The organism is Marisediminicola antarctica (assembly GCF_009930795.1).
GTDB lineage: Bacteria > Actinomycetota > Actinomycetes > Actinomycetales > Microbacteriaceae > Marisediminicola > Marisediminicola antarctica.
Map to the genome: position 1 here is coordinate 136,021 of NZ_CP017146.1, position 15,484 is coordinate 151,504.

General features: G+C 66.0%; 14 protein-coding genes. 3 read left to right on the top strand and 11 right to left on the bottom strand.

All coding sequences use genetic code 11. From position 1 onward, the window contains the following. Window positions 1-121: 121 nt before the first annotated feature. From BHD05_RS00610 to BHD05_RS00620, 3 genes are all read right to left on the bottom strand, one after another. Complete coding sequence (locus BHD05_RS00610) at window positions 122-1,159, bottom strand: LacI family DNA-binding transcriptional regulator (protein WP_161884718.1); 1,038 nt, start codon at window positions 1,157-1,159, stop codon at window positions 122-124. Between the two features lie 100 nt (window positions 1,160-1,259). Further along, entirely contained in the window at window positions 1,260-2,402 is a 1,143-nt protein-coding gene (locus BHD05_RS00615) for a cystathionine gamma-synthase (RefSeq protein WP_161884719.1), read from the bottom strand. Window positions 2,403-2,455: 53 nt separating this feature from the next. Next, window positions 2,456-3,805 carry a cystathionine beta-synthase gene (locus BHD05_RS00620; RefSeq protein ID WP_161884720.1) on the bottom strand — a complete coding sequence of 450 codons (1,350 nt, stop codon included), beginning with the start codon at window positions 3,803-3,805 and terminating at the stop codon, window positions 2,456-2,458. Window positions 3,806-3,987: 182 nt separating this feature from the next. Between BHD05_RS00620 and BHD05_RS00625 the strand changes: the two genes are divergently transcribed. Next, window positions 3,988-4,689 carry a DUF3105 domain-containing protein gene (locus BHD05_RS00625; RefSeq protein WP_161884721.1) on the top strand — a complete coding sequence of 234 codons (702 nt, stop codon included), beginning with the start codon at window positions 3,988-3,990 and terminating at the stop codon, window positions 4,687-4,689. Beyond that, the gene (locus BHD05_RS00630) at window positions 4,686-5,363 is read left to right on the top strand and encodes a DUF305 domain-containing protein (protein ID WP_236966594.1); all 678 of its coding nucleotides are present in this window, start codon (window positions 4,686-4,688) and stop codon (window positions 5,361-5,363) included. Before BHD05_RS00625 ends, BHD05_RS00630 begins: the two co-directional genes overlap by 4 nt. Window positions 5,364-5,666: 303 nt before the next feature. On the opposite strand, the gene BHD05_RS00635 is transcribed toward BHD05_RS00630, so the two are convergent. From BHD05_RS00635 to BHD05_RS00650, 4 genes are all read right to left on the bottom strand, one after another. Then, on the bottom strand, window positions 5,667-7,514 hold the full coding sequence (locus tag BHD05_RS00635) for an ABC transporter ATP-binding protein (RefSeq protein ID WP_202614325.1): 1,848 nt from the start codon (window positions 7,512-7,514) through the stop codon (window positions 5,667-5,669). A 111-nt stretch (window positions 7,515-7,625) separates the two neighbouring features. After that, on the bottom strand, window positions 7,626-8,570 hold the full coding sequence (locus BHD05_RS00640; RefSeq protein WP_161884722.1) for a carbohydrate ABC transporter permease: 945 nt from the start codon (window positions 8,568-8,570) through the stop codon (window positions 7,626-7,628). Beyond that, complete coding sequence (locus BHD05_RS00645) at window positions 8,567-9,502, bottom strand: carbohydrate ABC transporter permease (RefSeq protein ID WP_161887267.1); 936 nt, start codon at window positions 9,500-9,502, stop codon at window positions 8,567-8,569. The genes BHD05_RS00640 and BHD05_RS00645 overlap by 4 nt, the downstream gene beginning before the upstream one ends. A 198-nt stretch (window positions 9,503-9,700) precedes the next feature. Next, window positions 9,701-11,053: an ABC transporter substrate-binding protein gene (locus BHD05_RS00650; RefSeq protein WP_161884723.1), complete on the bottom strand. Its 1,353-nt coding sequence runs from the start codon at window positions 11,051-11,053 to the stop codon at window positions 9,701-9,703. A gap of 323 nt (window positions 11,054-11,376) precedes the next feature. Between BHD05_RS00650 and BHD05_RS00655 the strand changes: the two genes are divergently transcribed. Next, window positions 11,377-12,396: a LacI family DNA-binding transcriptional regulator gene (locus BHD05_RS00655; RefSeq protein WP_161884724.1), complete on the top strand. Its 1,020-nt coding sequence runs from the start codon at window positions 11,377-11,379 to the stop codon at window positions 12,394-12,396. 283 nt (window positions 12,397-12,679) lie between these two features. Here the strand turns inward: BHD05_RS00655 and rplL are convergent, their stop codons facing one another. From rplL to pdxH, 4 genes are all read right to left on the bottom strand, one after another. Continuing rightward, a complete protein-coding gene (rplL, locus tag BHD05_RS00660) occupies window positions 12,680-13,060 on the bottom strand; it encodes a 50S ribosomal protein L7/L12 (protein ID WP_161884725.1) in 381 nt (126 codons plus the stop codon). Window positions 13,061-13,122: 62 nt separating this feature from the next. Beyond that, complete coding sequence (gene rplJ, locus BHD05_RS00665) at window positions 13,123-13,638, bottom strand: 50S ribosomal protein L10 (RefSeq protein ID WP_161884726.1); 516 nt, start codon at window positions 13,636-13,638, stop codon at window positions 13,123-13,125. Between the two features lie 253 nt (window positions 13,639-13,891). Next, window positions 13,892-14,737, bottom strand: a complete 846-nt coding sequence (locus BHD05_RS00670; protein ID WP_161884727.1) for an NAD-dependent epimerase/dehydratase family protein — start codon at window positions 14,735-14,737, stop codon at window positions 13,892-13,894. A 62-nt stretch (window positions 14,738-14,799) separates the two neighbouring features. After that, the gene (gene pdxH, locus BHD05_RS00675) at window positions 14,800-15,456 is read right to left on the bottom strand and encodes a pyridoxamine 5'-phosphate oxidase (RefSeq protein WP_161884728.1); all 657 of its coding nucleotides are present in this window, start codon (window positions 15,454-15,456) and stop codon (window positions 14,800-14,802) included. Window positions 15,457-15,484 lie beyond the last annotated feature (28 nt).

The window sequence follows — 15,484 nt, forward strand, 5'->3', positions numbered from 1 at the left end:
GCGGATCGCAGCGGATCACGAAATGTGATCGCTCACATTGCATGGTAGCCGCCCGGTTGACGTGCCTGTCAAGCCCGCGGGCTCGCAGCAGGCGCTCGCTCCCGGCTCGGTGAGTCCGCCGTCAGCCGCGAGCGCGGGCCGTGGACTCGCGCACGATCAGCTCCGGCAGGATCTGCGCGTGGTCGAGGTCGGTCTCGCCCTCGATCTCGCCGACGAGCAGTGCGATCGATCGCCTGCCGAGCTCGGCGAAGTCCTGCCGAACCGTCGTGAGCGGCGGGAAGAAGTGCCGGGCCTCCGGGATGTCGTCGAAGCCGACCACGCTTATATCGCCGGGAACATCGAGTCCGGCGTTGCGGAAGGCGTGCAACAGGCCGAGCGCCATCTGGTCGTTCCCCGCGAACACCGCCGTGAAGTCGCGAAAGTCCAGCAGTTCGGTGCCGACGTGGTACCCGAAGTCTGCTGTCCAGTCACCGAGGATGGGCCGGTGGGTTCTCAGGTCGGCCGCGCTGATGGCATCGAGGAATCCGCGCATCCGGGCTTCCGCCTCAATCCAGTCGCGCGGGCCGGCGACATGGACTATCTCCTCGTGGCCGAGCCCGATGAGGTGGGTCGTGGCCATCCTCGCGCCCGCGATCTGGTCAACCGAGAGACTGCGGGGCGCATCCTGGCCGGTGGAATCGAGCGTCACCAGCGGGATGGTGAGGGCGAGCTGCCGGAAGGCGTCGAATACGCGCACCTGCGGGGCGATGACCACAAGGCCCTCGATCGCCTGCGCCATGAGGTGCTCGAGCCCCTCGGTGACTGCCCCCTGATCGCTTGTCGACAGGCTCGTCGTGGTGATGAGGTAGCCAGCCTCGCGTGCCGCATCCTCGATGGCGTGCAGGCTGGTCGTCGGGCCGTAGTGGGCCGTCTGCGAGGTCAGCACACCGATGGTCCGCGACTTGCTCGTCACGAGGGCGCGCGCCGCCTGGTTCGGCCGGTAGCCGATCTGCTCGATGACCTCGAGCACGCGCTGCCTGGTGCTGGGCTTGATCGACTCGGCGTTGTTGAGCACCCTGGACACCGTCTGGTACGAAACGCCCGCGAGCCGTGCGACATCTCGGATGTTGGGAGCGCGAACCTTTGGTGGTTCCATGGTGACTGTCGTACCCGGCTTCATCGGCGATGTGTACGTTCACATTTCGCGAACGAGACCATTATGGCGCACCCGCGACGCCACGCCACCCGCAAGTACCGATCAACGTGTGCGCGCGGGTCGGCTACCGGTCGAGCGCCTGCAGCAAGTCGCCCAGCAGGTCGTCGACACCCTCGATCCCGACCGACAGTCGCACGATGTTGTCCGGCACCTCGAGCTCAGTGCCGCGCACCGAGGCGTGGGTCATCTCCGACGGGTAGCCGATGAGCGACTCGACACCGCCGAGCGACTCGGCGAGCAGGAACACCTCGGTCGACTCGACGAGCTTTCGGGCAGCGGGTGCCCCGCCCCGGAGCGCGAGCGAGAGCATGCCCCCGAAGCCGCGCATCTGCCGGGCCGCGATGTCGTGCCCGGGGTGCTCTGCCAGGCCGGGGTAGTAGACCCGCTCGATCGACGGATGCCCGACGAGCCGTTCCGCGATCGCCCGCGCGTTGCTCGAATGGCGCTCGACACGCACGGCGAGGGTCTTGATCCCGCGCACCGTGAGCCAGGCATCCATCGGTCCGGGGACCGCACCAACAGCGAACTGATGGAAGCCGACCTTCTCGGCGATCTCCTCGTTGCTCGTCACGACCGCCCCGCCGAGCACGTCGGAGTGCCCGCCGAGGTACTTGGTGGTGGAGTGCGTGACGACGTCGGCGCCGAGGGCGAGCGGGTTCTGCAGGTAGGGGGAAGCAAAAGTGTTGTCCACGACGACGATCGCGCCGGCCGCGTGGCCGATCTCGGCGAGCGCCGCGATGTCGCTGATCTTCATGAGCGGGTTGCTGGGTGTCTCGACCCAGAGCACCGCAGTTCCGGGCGTGACGGCGGCGCGCACGGCGTCGAGGTCGGTGAGCTCGACGGTTTCGAGCTCGATACCCCACGGAACGAACACGCGGTTGACCAGGCGGTGCGTGCCGCCATAGACGTCGTTGCCCATCACGACGCGAGCGCCCGGCGCGAGGATCGCGCGCAGAAGGGTGTCTTCGCCGGCGAGCCCAGACGCGAAGCTGAACCCGTGGGCTGCCCCCTCGAGGTCAGCGACGAGGGCCTCCAGGGAGGTGCGGGTCGGGTTACCACCGCGGGCGTACTCGTAGCCGCCGCGGAAACCCCCGATCCCGTCCTGTACGAACGTCGAGGTCTGGTAGATCGGCGGGATGACCGCGCCGGTTGCCTTGTCGGGGGTCTGCCCGACGTGGATGGCTCGGGTGGAGAAGTCGTGACTCATGGGGTCCTTCGTCAGTTGGAGAGGGTCAGTTGGCGAGCGTCAGTTGGCGAGGGTCAGCTGGAGAGGTAGCTGAGCAGGTCGGTCCGGGTGAGCAGCGCGAGCGGTTTGCCGCCATCGGTCACGAGGAGTGTGTCGGCGGCGCCGAACGCCTCGAGTGCCGATTCAATCGACTGGCCGGCCCCGACGAGGTCGAGCGGCGGGCCGACGAGCCCGCCGATCACATCCGTCATTGCCGCGTCGCCCGCGAGTACGAGCTCGAGCAGCCGGTCTTCGTGCACCGCGCCGAGCACCTCACCGAGCACGACCGGAAGATCCGCAGAGAGCACGGGCAGCTGCGACGCCCCCGTTTCGCGCAGGAGCCGGATGGCGTCGCGCACGGTGTGCTCGGGCCGCAGGTGGGCGAGTTCGCTGCCGGCGACGACGTCCGCGACCGTCGCGCCCTCATCGGGTGTCGCGAAGCCGTGTGATCGCATCCACCGGTCGTTGAAGATCTTGCCGAGGTAGCCGCGCCCGCCGTCGGGCAGCAACACGACGACGACGTCGTCGGGGCCGAGGTCCCGCGCCGCCTCGAGCGCGGCCGCGATCGCGAGCCCGCTCGATCCGCCGACGAGCAGTCCCTCTTCCAGCGCAAGCCGGCGGGTCAGGGCGAAGGAGACGGCATCGGATGCCGCGATGACACGATCGACGACGCTCGGGTCGTAGGCCTCGGGCCAGAAGTCCTCGCCGACGCCCTCGACGAGATACGGGCGGCCGGTGCCGCCGGAGTAGACCGACCCCTCGGGGTCGGCGCCGATGATCTGCACCGCTCCGCCCGAGACCTCCTTGAGGTACTTGCCCACGCCGCTGATCGTGCCGCCGGTGCCGACACCGGCGACGAAGTGCGTCACCTTGCCCTCGGTGTCCCGCCAGATCTCCGGACCGGTCGTCTCATAGTGGCTGAGCGGCCCGTTCGGGTTGGCGTACTGGTTGGGCTTGAACGCGCCGGGAATCTCGCGGGCGAGACGGTCGGACACCCCGTAGTACGACTCGGGGCTGTCGGGTGCGACGGAGGTCGGCGTCACGACGACCTCGGCCCCGTAGGCGGTGAGCACATTGCGCTTGTCGATTCCGACCTTGTCGGGCACCACGAAGACGCACCGGTAGCCGCGCTGCTGGGCGACGAGCGCGAGCCCGACGCCGGTGTTTCCGGATGTCGGCTCGACGATCGTTCCGCCCGGCTTCAACAGCCCGTCGCGCTCGGCCGCGTCGATGATGCGCGTTGCAATGCGGTCCTTCGACGATCCCCCGGGGTTCACGTACTCGAGCTTGACCAGGATCGTGGCCGAGATGCCCTCGGTGACGTGGTTCAGCTTCACGAGCGGCGTGTTGCCGACGAGGTCGATCACAGAATTTGCGTACTTCACTGGGCCAGCCCCTGGTTCGCCGGATAAGGAGGATATTGCGGACTCGCAGCCCGCCCGGCGAGCCTACCAAGGCGCCCCGGAATGTTACGGGGGCACCGACATCCGGCTCCCTCACACCCAGCGCTTACCGGACTAAGGCATCCTTGTAGTGCAACAACCGCACCGACGACAGGACCACAGCCTTGCCCCCTCGCGATTCGACCTCCCAGCCCATCCCGCCGGCCGCCCGCAAGGAGCTGACCGTCAAGCAACAGCGCGACGCGCGCCGGGCCGAGAAAGTTGCGGCGTTGAAGAAGAAGCAGGCCACCGAGAAGCGCAACCGCGCGATCGCGATCAGCCTCGGCAGCATCGCCGCGGTCGCCGTCGTCGGACTCGTCATTGGCGCGGTCGTCACCAACAGCACTCCCAGGGTCGAACCCGATGACATTACTATCCAGGGCCTGCAGTCGTACCCGGAGATCGCCGGCCAGACCTTCAATCACGTGGCCGAGCCCGTCGAGTACGAGCAGAGCCCCGCGGTCGGCGGCGAGCACGCAGGGGCGTGGCTCAACTGCGGAATCTACACCGAGCCGGTGCCGACAGAGAACGTTGTGCACTCCCTCGAGCACGGCGCCGTGTGGGTGGCGTACAACCCCGATGACATTGCGGGCGATGACCTGGAGGCGCTGCGGGATGCCGTGCCGGACACCTACTCCGTGCTTGCGCCCTTCCCTGGGCTTCAGGCGCCGATTGTGGTGTCCGCGTGGAGCGAGCAGGTCGAACTCGACGATGTCGAGGATGAGCGGCTGCAGCAGTTCGTCGACAAGTTCTGGCAGGGCGGCAGCGCCCCCGAGCTTGGTTCCGCCTGCACCGGCGCGATCGATGGGGCCGGCAAGATTTCGTGACCCTGCCAGAGTCGGACGACTCCGCCCGCGCTCGGCCGCGCACGCGGCTCGTGGTCGCCGCCGGGCTCGCGGCGCTCCTGCTTGTGGTCGGCGGACTCGCGATCGGGCGGCTGACTGCGCCGAATGCGCCCCTGCCCCCATCGACGACGAGCGCCGAAGCGGGTTTCGCGCGGGACATGCAGACCCACCACCACCAGGCCGTCGAGATGGCCATGATCATCCGATCCACAACAACGGATCCCGACCTGCTCACGCTCTCCTACGACATCGCGACCTCGCAGGCGCAGCAGGCCGGCCAGATGTTCGGCTGGCTGTCGGTCTGGGGCGTCCCACCGGCATCACCGGAGCCCGCGATGACGTGGATGACCCGTCCGGCACTCGACGGAGCCACGCACGGGCACGACAACGGCGAGGGCGCAGCCCACATTCCCGGGGAGCCGATGCCGGGGCTGACGACGTCCGAGCAGCTCGCCGAACTCCGCGCGGCGGACGGCGAAGCGGCCGACGAGCTCTTCCTCACCCTGATGATCGCCCACCACGAGGGCGGTGTCGGAATGGCCGAGGCGCTGCTCGACCGCTCCGACAACGCCGTCGCGACAAGCCTCGCGCGCGGCATCGTCACCTCGCAGCAGGGCGAGATCAACTACATGTGGCAGCTCCTCGACGCCCCCTAGCCGCCACGCGCGCTTTCATCATTCAGGAGTGGAGGCTGCCGGGGAACGGTGTCAGGCGCCATCTGACGGAATGCTGCTTTCACCATTCAGGACTTCCGGACCACGACGGCCGACAGTATTCAGGAGCCTCCGGCGTCGGTCACACGCGATCACCCTGAATCCGGGCTCCTCGACCGCTACGCTCGTGAATTCCAACCCCAACTCCTGAATTCTGAAACCAGGTTGTAGCCCCAATTCCTGAATGATGAAAGCCGGATGGCAGCCCAGACTCCTGAATGATGGAAGCGGGTGCTGGGGCGGCGGTCAGGAGCCGGCCCGCACCTGCTCCCGGTACAGGCCCGAATAGACGCCGCCGAGTGCCATGAGATCGTCATGGGTGCCTCGCTCGACGATGCGCCCCGCATCCACCACGAAGATCACGTCGGCGCCCACAATCGTCGACAGTCGGTGAGCGATCGCGATCGTCGTCCGTCCCCGCGCGGCGGCGTCGAGCGCCGACTGCACGACCCGCTCCGAGATCGAGTCCAGCGCGCTCGTCGCCTCATCGAGGATGAGCACAGCCGGGTCCTTGAGCAGCACTCGGGCGATAGCGATGCGCTGCTTCTCGCCGCCGGACAGGCGGTACCCGCGCTCGCCCACGACGGTGTCGTAGCCCGCGGGGAACGAGGCGATGGTCTCGTGGATGTTCGCGGCCCGGGCGGCCGCCTCGATCTCGCCCCCGCTCGCGTCCGGCTTCGCATACCGCAGGTTCTCGCCGATGGTCGCGTGGAAAAGGTAGGTCTCCTGGCTCACGATGCCGATGTGCGCGACGAGCGATTCCTGCTCGAGTTCGCGCACGTCGTCGCCAGCGAACAGGATGCGGCCGGAACTCACGGCGTGGAAGCGCGGAATCAGGTACGACACCGTCGTCTTGCCCGCCCCCGACGGCCCGACGAACGCGGCGTACTGGCCCGGCTCGATCGCGAACGACATCCCCTTCAGTGTCGCCGGGGTATCAGCCGGCGAGTCCGGGTAGGCGAACACGACGTCGTCGAATACGACCCGTCCGAGCCCGGAGTCGTTGACCGGCCGCGCGCCCTCCCGATCGGTGATGGCGGGCTTCAGGTCGAGGTAATCGAAGATGCGCGCGAAGAGCGCCTGCGAGGTCTGCAGGTCGAGGGCCACACGCATGAGCCCCAGAAGGGGCCACATGAGCCGAGCCTGCACCGTCGTAAAGGCGACGATCGTTCCCGCGGTGATGGGCACATCGCCGAGGATCAGGAAGGCCGAGACGAGGTAGACGATTGCCGGGATGATGGCAAGGAAGATCTGCACGGTCGCGAAGAACCACTGGCCGCTCATCTGCAGCCGCACCTGGAGGCCTACCTGGGTGTCGTTCTCGGCGCTGTACCGTCCGGTCTCCGCCCTCTGCTGGTTGAAGCTCTTGGCGAGCAGGATGCCGGAGACCGACAGCGTCTCCTGGGTGATCGCGGTCATGTCGCTGAGCGACTCCTGCGTCTTGGTCGCGATGCGGGCGCGCACCTGGCCGACACGGCGCTGAGCGATCACGAGGATCGGCATCAGAATCACGGCCACGATCGTGAGCTGCCACGACAGCAGGAGCATGGAGATGAAGGCCGCGATGACAGTGACGGTGTTGCCCAGGACGCTCGACACGGTGTTGGTGAGAACCCCGGCGACGCCACCGACATCGTTCTGCAGTCTCGACTGGATCGCCCCGGTCTTGGTTTTGGTGAAGAACGCGAGCTCCATCCGCTGGAGGTGCTCGAACAGGCGGATGCGCAGTGCTCCCATGACCTTGTTGCCCACCGTCGCGGTGAGCCAGGTCTGCCAGACCCCGAGTCCGGCGCTGACGATGAAGATTGCGACCATGAGGCCCACGACCTCGGCCAGCAGCGGCACATCCGGCCCCTGCCCCGGCGGGAAGAGCCCCTGATCGAAGGCGACCTTCGTCAGCAGCGGCGGAAGCACGGTGAGGCCGGCGCCGACCACCACAAGGACGACCGTGAGGATGAGGGTGCTTTTGTGCGGTGCGAACAGGTCTCCGACGCGGCGGAGCAGGTCGGGAACGCTCGGGGCTCCCTCGTTCTCCTTGCGCTGGGCCGACGCGTCGCCGCCACCCATCATGCGGCCGCCTCGGCCGCGCTGCATTGTGCTCACTGCATTACTTTACGTCTCGTCAGATGGGGGTTAACCGCGACCGCGGCCGCGGCACCCGGTGAGGTGACGCGGCCGCGGCCGGCGTGTGTTCGAGCGCTCCGACTACCCCTTCGTCGAGCCGGCCAGCAGCCCGCGCACGAAGTAGCGCTGCAGGCTGAAGAACACGATGAGCGGGATGATCAGCGAGATGAACGCCGCTGCGGGCAGGCGCTCCGCGTTGCGACCGAAGTTGCCGACGAGCTCCGCGAGTCTCTGAGTGAGAGGTGCGACGTCGACGGTGCCTCCGGAGAACACGAGGGCGATCAGCAGGTCGTTCCAGACCCAGAGGAACTGGAAGATTCCGATGCTCGCGAGGGCGGGCATCGACAGCGGCAGGATGATCCGGAAGAAGATCTGTGTGTGGTTCGCGCCGTCGACGCGCGCTGCCTCGATCACCTCGCCCGGGATCTCCGCGATGAAGTTGTGGAGCAGGAAGATCGTCAGCGGGAGGCCGAAGATCGTGTGCGCGATCCAGACCGCAGGGAACGTTCCGCTGATCCCGAGCACCTGGGAGAAGATCTGGAGCAGCGGGATGAGCGCCATCTGCAGCGGCACGATCTGCAGCGCGAAGATCAGCACGAAGATGGCTCCGCTGCCCTTGAACTTGATCCAGGCGAACCCGTATGCGGCCATCGTCGCGAGGGCGATCGGGAACAGCGTCGCGGGGATCGAGATGACGAGCGAGTTGATGAAGTAGGAGCTCAGGTTCGCGCTCGATGCCCCACTCTCGAACAGAACGTCGGCGTAGTTCTCGAGGCTGAAGCTCGGGTTCGTGAACACGGTCCACCAGCCGGTTGTCCGGATCTGCTCGGCGGGACGGAACGACGACACAAACAGCCCGAAGGTCGGGATGGTCCAGAGGGTCGCGATGATGATCGCGGCGATCGTGGCACCGCGCGAGGTCAGCCGCTGCTTGACCCTGTCGGCCTTCGGGACCTTCCGCGGCCGCAGCGTGTTCTTCTGGCCGAGGGGACGATCCAGCTTGTCCTCGGCTTCTTTGACGCTCATCGGATCTCCCTCTGCTTGCGCATCGACCGGACGTTGTAGATGACGATGGGCATCACCATGATGAAGAGCACCACCGCGAGCGCGGAGCCCTGTCCGAACTCGCCGCGGTTGAACGCCTGGGTGTACATCTCGTTGGCGATGACGCTCGTGTCGAACTGACCGCCGGTCATGGTGCGCACAATATCGAAGACCTTCAGGGTGGCGATCGTGATGGTCGTGACGACCACGATGAGAGTGCCACGGATCGCCGGGATGGTGACGTTGCGGAACTGCTGCCAGGCGTTGGCGCCGTCGAGCTTCGCGGCCTCGATGATCTCCAGGGGTACACCCTTGATGGCCGCGGACAGCAGCACCATGGCGAAACCGGTCTGGATCCAGACCATGACGACGATGAGGAACAGCGTGTTGAACGGGCTGTTGATGAGGAACTGCTGCGGCTCACCGCCGAACCAGACGAGGAGCTGGTTGAGGATACCGATCTGCTCGAATCCCTCGGCCCGATACTCGTAGACGAAGCGCCAGATGATGCCGGCTCCGACGAACGAGATGGCCATCGGCATGAACACCAGGGACTTGAGCACCTTCTCGCCCGCCGACTTGTCAATGAACACCGCGTAGGCGAGGCCCACGGCGGTTGACAGGAGCGGGACGAGCGCGACCCAGATGAGTGTGTTGATCAGTGTCGTGATGATCGTCGGCTGGGTGAACATCCAGACGAAGTTGTCGATGCCGACGAAGTCGCCCCCGCGGTTGGTGAAGGCGAGCAGTGTGGTGCGGATGGCGGGGTAGATGAGGCCGACGGCGAGCAGGGCCAACGCCGGTAAGACGAAGGCGAACACCTGCACGACGTCGCGGCCGCGCTTCGGTGCGCGGTCGGCGAGGAAGAGGATGAGACCGACGACGGCTGCGAAGGCGGCGAGCCCGACGATCATGAGACCGAATTTCTCGGTGATGTCGCCGAGGATTCCACCCCGGCTGAGGGGCAAGAGGCCCACGTTCGCGAGCACCTCGCTATGCACTATCGACGTTGACATGCAGGTACCTCCGTTGGTTTGTATTCACGTTATCCGAAACCTGGCCCACCGAGGAAGATCTCGATGGGCCAGGTTCGGGCTACTTCATTGGCGCACTTACGGGTAGGTGCTGTCGATGAAGGTCAGGACTTCGTCGGTGCTTCTGGTTCCGGAGACCCAGTCGACCATGCCGGTCCAGAACGAGCTCGTGCCGACTGCCGCCGGCATGAGGTCGGATGCATCGAACGCGAAGGTGGTGTCCTCGCCCTGCAGGATTTCGATCGACGCCTTGCCGAGTTCCGATCCGGCAAGCTCCGGGTCGAGTCCCTTGTTGGCGCTGATCACTCCGCCGAGCTCGACGCGGTTGTTCGCCCAGGTGTCGGACGACATGTACGTCTGAACAGCCTGAACGGCCTCGGAGTCGCTGAAGGCAGCGACGAACTCGCCACCACCGGTGACCGAGTCACCGGCACTTTCGTCGATCTTCGGGGTGATGAACGCCCAGATGTCGCCATCGGGAGAAACGGTCGTGCCCTCGGGCCACTGTGCTTCATAGAACGAGGCCTGGTGGTGCAGCGAGCAGTTACCGTCGAGAATCGGCAGCGCGGCGTCGTTGAAGGTGGTCGACACGATGGAGTTGACCCCGCCGAATCCGCCGTTCACGTAGTCCTCGTTGAGCAGGATGTCGCCAACGCGGTCAAAGGCGCTCTTGATCTCGGGGTCGGAGAACTTGACCTCTCCCGCTACCCACTGGTTGTAGACCTCGGGGCCGGACTCGCGAAGAACCACGTCTTCGATCCAGTCGGTTCCCGGCCATCCGGTGGCGTCGCCCGAGCCGAAGCCGACGCACCAGGGGCGGTAGGTCGCTGTGCTCTCCTCGGCCATGGTCGCCGTGAGCTCCATCATCTCGTCCCACGTCTCGGGAACTTCATAGCCCTTGGCTTCGAAGTCCGAGGGCGAGTACCAGACCCAGCCCTTGACGCTCGCCATCAGCGGAGCCGCATAGAACGTGTCATCGACGGTTCCGTAGCCCTTCCAGTCCTCGGACCAGAACTCGTCGACGTTGGCCTCGACCGACTCCGGTGCGGGAAGCACGTAGCCGTCGTTGATGAGGCGCTGGAGCAGACCGGGCTGCGGGATGATCATCAGGTCGGGAGCGTCACCGGCAGCGGCGCGCACGTTGATCTGAGTTTCCGCCTCCTGGGTGCCCACGAAGTCGATGGTGATGCCGGTGCAGGACTCGAAGTCCGCCCAGCTCTGGACCAGCTGATCGGCCTCGACGTCGACGATGGTCGAGTAGACCTCGACCGATTCGCCCTCGAAGGTTCCGTAGTCCTCGTACGGCCCACAGTCGGCATCGGAGGCGGCCGGGCCGCCGTCGTCGGTTCCGGTACAGCCGGCGAGCACGAGGCCCATTACTCCGGCGGCGGCGATTGGCAGGAGCAAGCGGCGATGCAAGGTTGAGCTCATGTTTTTCCTCCTCGTTGAGGTCGGCCGCGTCTCGGAAGCACAGGACGCGGGATTGGTGTCTGGATGTGGAACGGATGTGACTTCTCGGCGTTGCGGCAAAGGGTAGGGAAACGGTTCCATAATCGACGCTATGGCACCCCACGCCGCGGCGCAACAACTGTTCCACAGCGAAATCTAACGATTGGGGCACGGCTGGAAAATGGCTGGGAGAGTTTCGATAGCCTGTTTCACCAGGATTGAGCACGAGAATCTGGAACCGATTCCACACCGGTCGAATCCCGGTTAGTATTCCAGCCAGACCTAACCCAATGGAGGGAGTGGAGGTGAGCGCGCTTGCAGATGTCGCCCGCATGGCGGGAGTGTCGAAGTCCACCGCCTCCAGGGCGCTGAGCGGCGCCGGCTATGTCGCCCTCCCCACGAGGGAGCGGGTGGAGCGCGCGGCCTCGGCGATCGGCTATGTCGCCTCCTCGAACGCGGCGAGCCTCGTGACCGGCCAGACCCGCAATGTGGGCGTTGTCATTCCCTTCATCAACCGGTGGTTCTTCGCGGAAGTGCTCGAAGGAATCGAGTCCACGCTCATCGGCGCCGGCTACGACCTCACCCTGTACCGCCTCAGCAGCGATCCGGACCAACGTCGTCGTGTGTTCGACTACTTCCTGGTTCGCAAGCGCGTGGACGCGGTGATCGCAATTGGGATCGAGCTCGACCCGTCGGAGATCGGGCTGCTGCGCTCGCTCGGCAAGCCCATCGTCGGCCTCGGCGGCCCCATCGACGGGATGTCCACGCTCAGCATCGACGACGTGGAGGCGGCCCGGTTGGCGACCGAGCACCTCATCAGCCTCGGCCACCGCCGCATCATGCACCTCGGTGGCGATCAATTCGAGCAGATGGACTTCCGGGTGCACGCCCAGCGTCTGACAGGATTCCGTCTCGCGATGGATGAGGCCGGGATCGAACGGGGGGACGACTTCCGCGCCGTTCCGTTCTCGGTTCCCGGCGGCTATAGGGCCGCCCGGCAGCTGCTCTCCGACCCGCGCCTGCGACCGACGGCGATCATGGCCGGATGCGACGAGATCGCGATCGGGGTCATCATCGCCGCGCGAGAGCTCGGTCTCGACGTGCCGAGGCAGCTCTCGGTGATCGGCATCGATGACCATGACCTCGCTGCCATGTTCGGTCTCACGACGTTGCGTCAGGAGCCGTGCCGGCAGGGAGCCCGCGCGGTCGAGCTGGTGATGCGCGAGCTCTCGATCTCGGGTGATCCAGCCGCCATCGAGCGAGTGACCGTGCCTCTCGCTTTCGTGGCCCGGCACAGCACCACTGCACCGCCTCACCCGGGCTAGGACGAGCATGGCAGGGATGGGCGGGTGCCTCCGGGATTTCGAAGCACCCGCCGCGTCCTGATGTGGTGCGAGAGAACCAGGTGGCTAGCCAGAGGGTAAGACTGTCTAGACACGAACGGGTAGGGCCGGACTTCTCCGACCCTCACCTACCGGCTGAATCTCTGTGGGGTGTCCTCATTATGGTGGACAAACGTCACGCCGTCCACCGACCCGCCACCACGCAAATAAGCCCCCGGCCAGAGGCCGAGGGCTTATTCGAGGTGCGCCGCCTGCGCGGCAGATGTTACTTGAGGGTGACGGTGGCGCCAGCTGCTTCGAGCTGAGCCTTCGCCTTCTCGGCGGTCTCCTTGTTTGCACCTTCGAGGACGACGCCGGGGGCACCATCGACGACGGCCTTCGCCTCGCCGAGGCCGAGGCTCGTGAGCGCGCGAACCTCCTTGATGACCTGAATCTTCTTGTCACCGACGGACTCGAGGACGACGTCGAAGGAGTCCTTCTCTTCGACCTCTTCGACGGGAGCGGCGCCACCGACGGCAGCAGCGGCGACGGGAGCCGCAGCGGTGACCTCGAAGACCTCTTCGAACTTCTTGACGAAGTCGCTCAGCTCGATGAGCGTGAGCTCCTTGAATGCTTCGATGAGTTCGTCATTTGAAAGCTTTGCCATGATTATTCTCCTTAGTGGTTCTGTGATCGTTGCGGCCGCTTGGCCAAACCCGCGAGGGGTTCTTAGCTCGAGGACTCCTGCTTTTCACGCAGCGCGTCGACCGTGCGAACGGCCTTCGACAGCGGTGCGTTGAACAGGTATGCCGCACCGAACAGCGACTGCTTGAAGGCGCCGGCCAGCTTGCCCAGCAACACCTCCCGGCTTTCGAGGTCGGCGAGCTTCATGACCTCTGCCTGGGTAAGAGCGTTACCGTCGAAGTAACCGTTCTTGACCACAAGCAGCGGGTTTGCCTTGGCAAAGTCACGCAGAGCCTTCGCGACGGCGACGGTATCGCCGTGCACGAATGCGATCGCGGACGGCCCGGCGAGCTCATCGTCGAATGACGAGATGCCCACATTGTTGGCCGCGATCTTGGTCAGCGTGTTCTTCACCACGGCGTATGTTGCGTGCTCACTGATCGACTTCCGCAGCGTTTTCAGCTGGGCGACGGTGAGTCCGCGATACTCGGTGAGCAGGACAGCATTCGAGCTACGGAACTTCTCCGCAAGCTCGGCGACTGAAGCTTCCTTGTTCGCCATGGCACTCCTTTGATTGATTGTTTGCGCCGCGACCGGGGCAGTGAATCAACAGGCTCGGCTCATGAAAAAAGCTCCGGCGCAAGCGCACGGAGCTGAAACCCTGGGGGAGACTTCTACACACACCTGCGCTGGCATTCGCTGAGCGAATCTTCGATCGGGTACCCGGTGATGGGCACGCCGACAACCTGCGGTCTTTGGCTTCTCTGAGGGTAGGGGATGCGGGCCCGATTGGCAAACCGGGCCCGCATCGGCGCTAGACGTGGTTGCGCCAGGAGTGCTCAGGCTCATAGCCCAGCACGCGGCGGGCCTTGTCGATCGAGAGCATCGTCTCGTTCTCGCCGAGCTGCTTCGTGACCGGCACGCCGGGAAACACTTCTGCCGCGAGTTCGGTGCTCGACCGGGTCATGACCGTGTCGGCGTTGGCGATGATGTACGCGGCGAACCCCGGGATGTTCTTCTCGAGTGCCTTCAACACGGCCTGCGCCCCGTCGCGAGCATCGATGTAGCCCCACAGGTTCCACTTGCGGGCAAGCGCGTCCGCGTCGTAGGACGCGAAGTCTGCGTAGTCCTCGACGTGCATGACGTTGGAGAAGCGCAGCGCGGTGATGCTCAGCTCGGGATCCCAGCGGACGAGCTTCTGGGCGAGCTCCTCCTCAAGGTGCTTGGTGACCGCGTAGGTGCTCTCGGGCCGGGACTCGTACTCCTCGTCGACCGGGATGTAGGGCGGCGGAGCGTCGAAGGGGATGCCGAGAAGCGTCTCGCTCGAGGCATAGACGATCGTCCTGATGCCGGCGCGACGAGCCGCCTGGAACACGTTGTAGGTGGCGATCATGTTGTTGTGGAAGGTCGCGGAATCGGGCAGGATGCCGCCGGCCGGTGCCGCCGCAAGATGCACGACCGCGTCGAGCCCGGTGTGCCGGCCGTCGATGCTGCAGAACGCGTCGACGGTCTGTCCATAATCGGTGAAGTCGACGCGCGTGAACGTCTCGCTGCGTGGGCCGGCGAGGTCCAGTTCGTGCACTGTGTGTCCCGCGGCACGGAGCTCTGCGACGACAACGCTCCCTAGTTTTCCGGCTGATCCGGTGACGGCGATCCTCATTCGGGCTCCTTTGGTGAACGATTGCAAGGTTCCATCCTCCCACCCCTCCGGATCCGGGGCGCCTAGGGCTGCAGGCGCTCGCGTGCCCAGCCGAGTGCGCCAGCACCCTGCTCGCTTGTCGCCGTGAACCGGATGCGGTCGTGCAGGCGGGAAGTGCGGCCCTGCCAGAACTCGATCTCCCGTGGCACCACGCGCACCCCGCCCCAGTGCTCCGGCCGGGGGACCTCTGCCCCCTCCGGGTAGCGCTCCTCGAGCTCCCTGACCCGGCGCTCGAGCTCGTCCCGCGAGGCGACCGGGCGGGACTGCTCGCTCGCGAGGGCGGCGATCCGAGCGCCGCGCGGGCGCCGGGCGAAGTAGGCGTCGCTCACCTCGGCTGAGGTCGGTGCGGCGGTGCCGAGCACGCAGACCTGACGGTTGAGTGAATACCACGGAAACAGCAGCGACACCGCGGGGTTCGCAGCAAGCGCGCGCCCCTTGCGCGACTCGTAATTGGTGACGAACTCGAACCCCTCGCCATCCAGCCCCTTGAGCAGTACTGTGCGGCTGCTCGGCCGCCCGTCGGCGTCGACGGTGCCGACCACCATCGCGTTGGGCTCGTAGACCCCGGCCTCCTCGGCCCGGGCAAGCCACGCAGCGAACTCGACGAGCGGATCGGGGTCGACGTCCGCTTCGGTCAGGCTCGTCGATCCGTAGTCGGTGTGCCGGGTGAGTGAATCCATCGCCGTGCCCGCTTCCTGGCGACCCGTG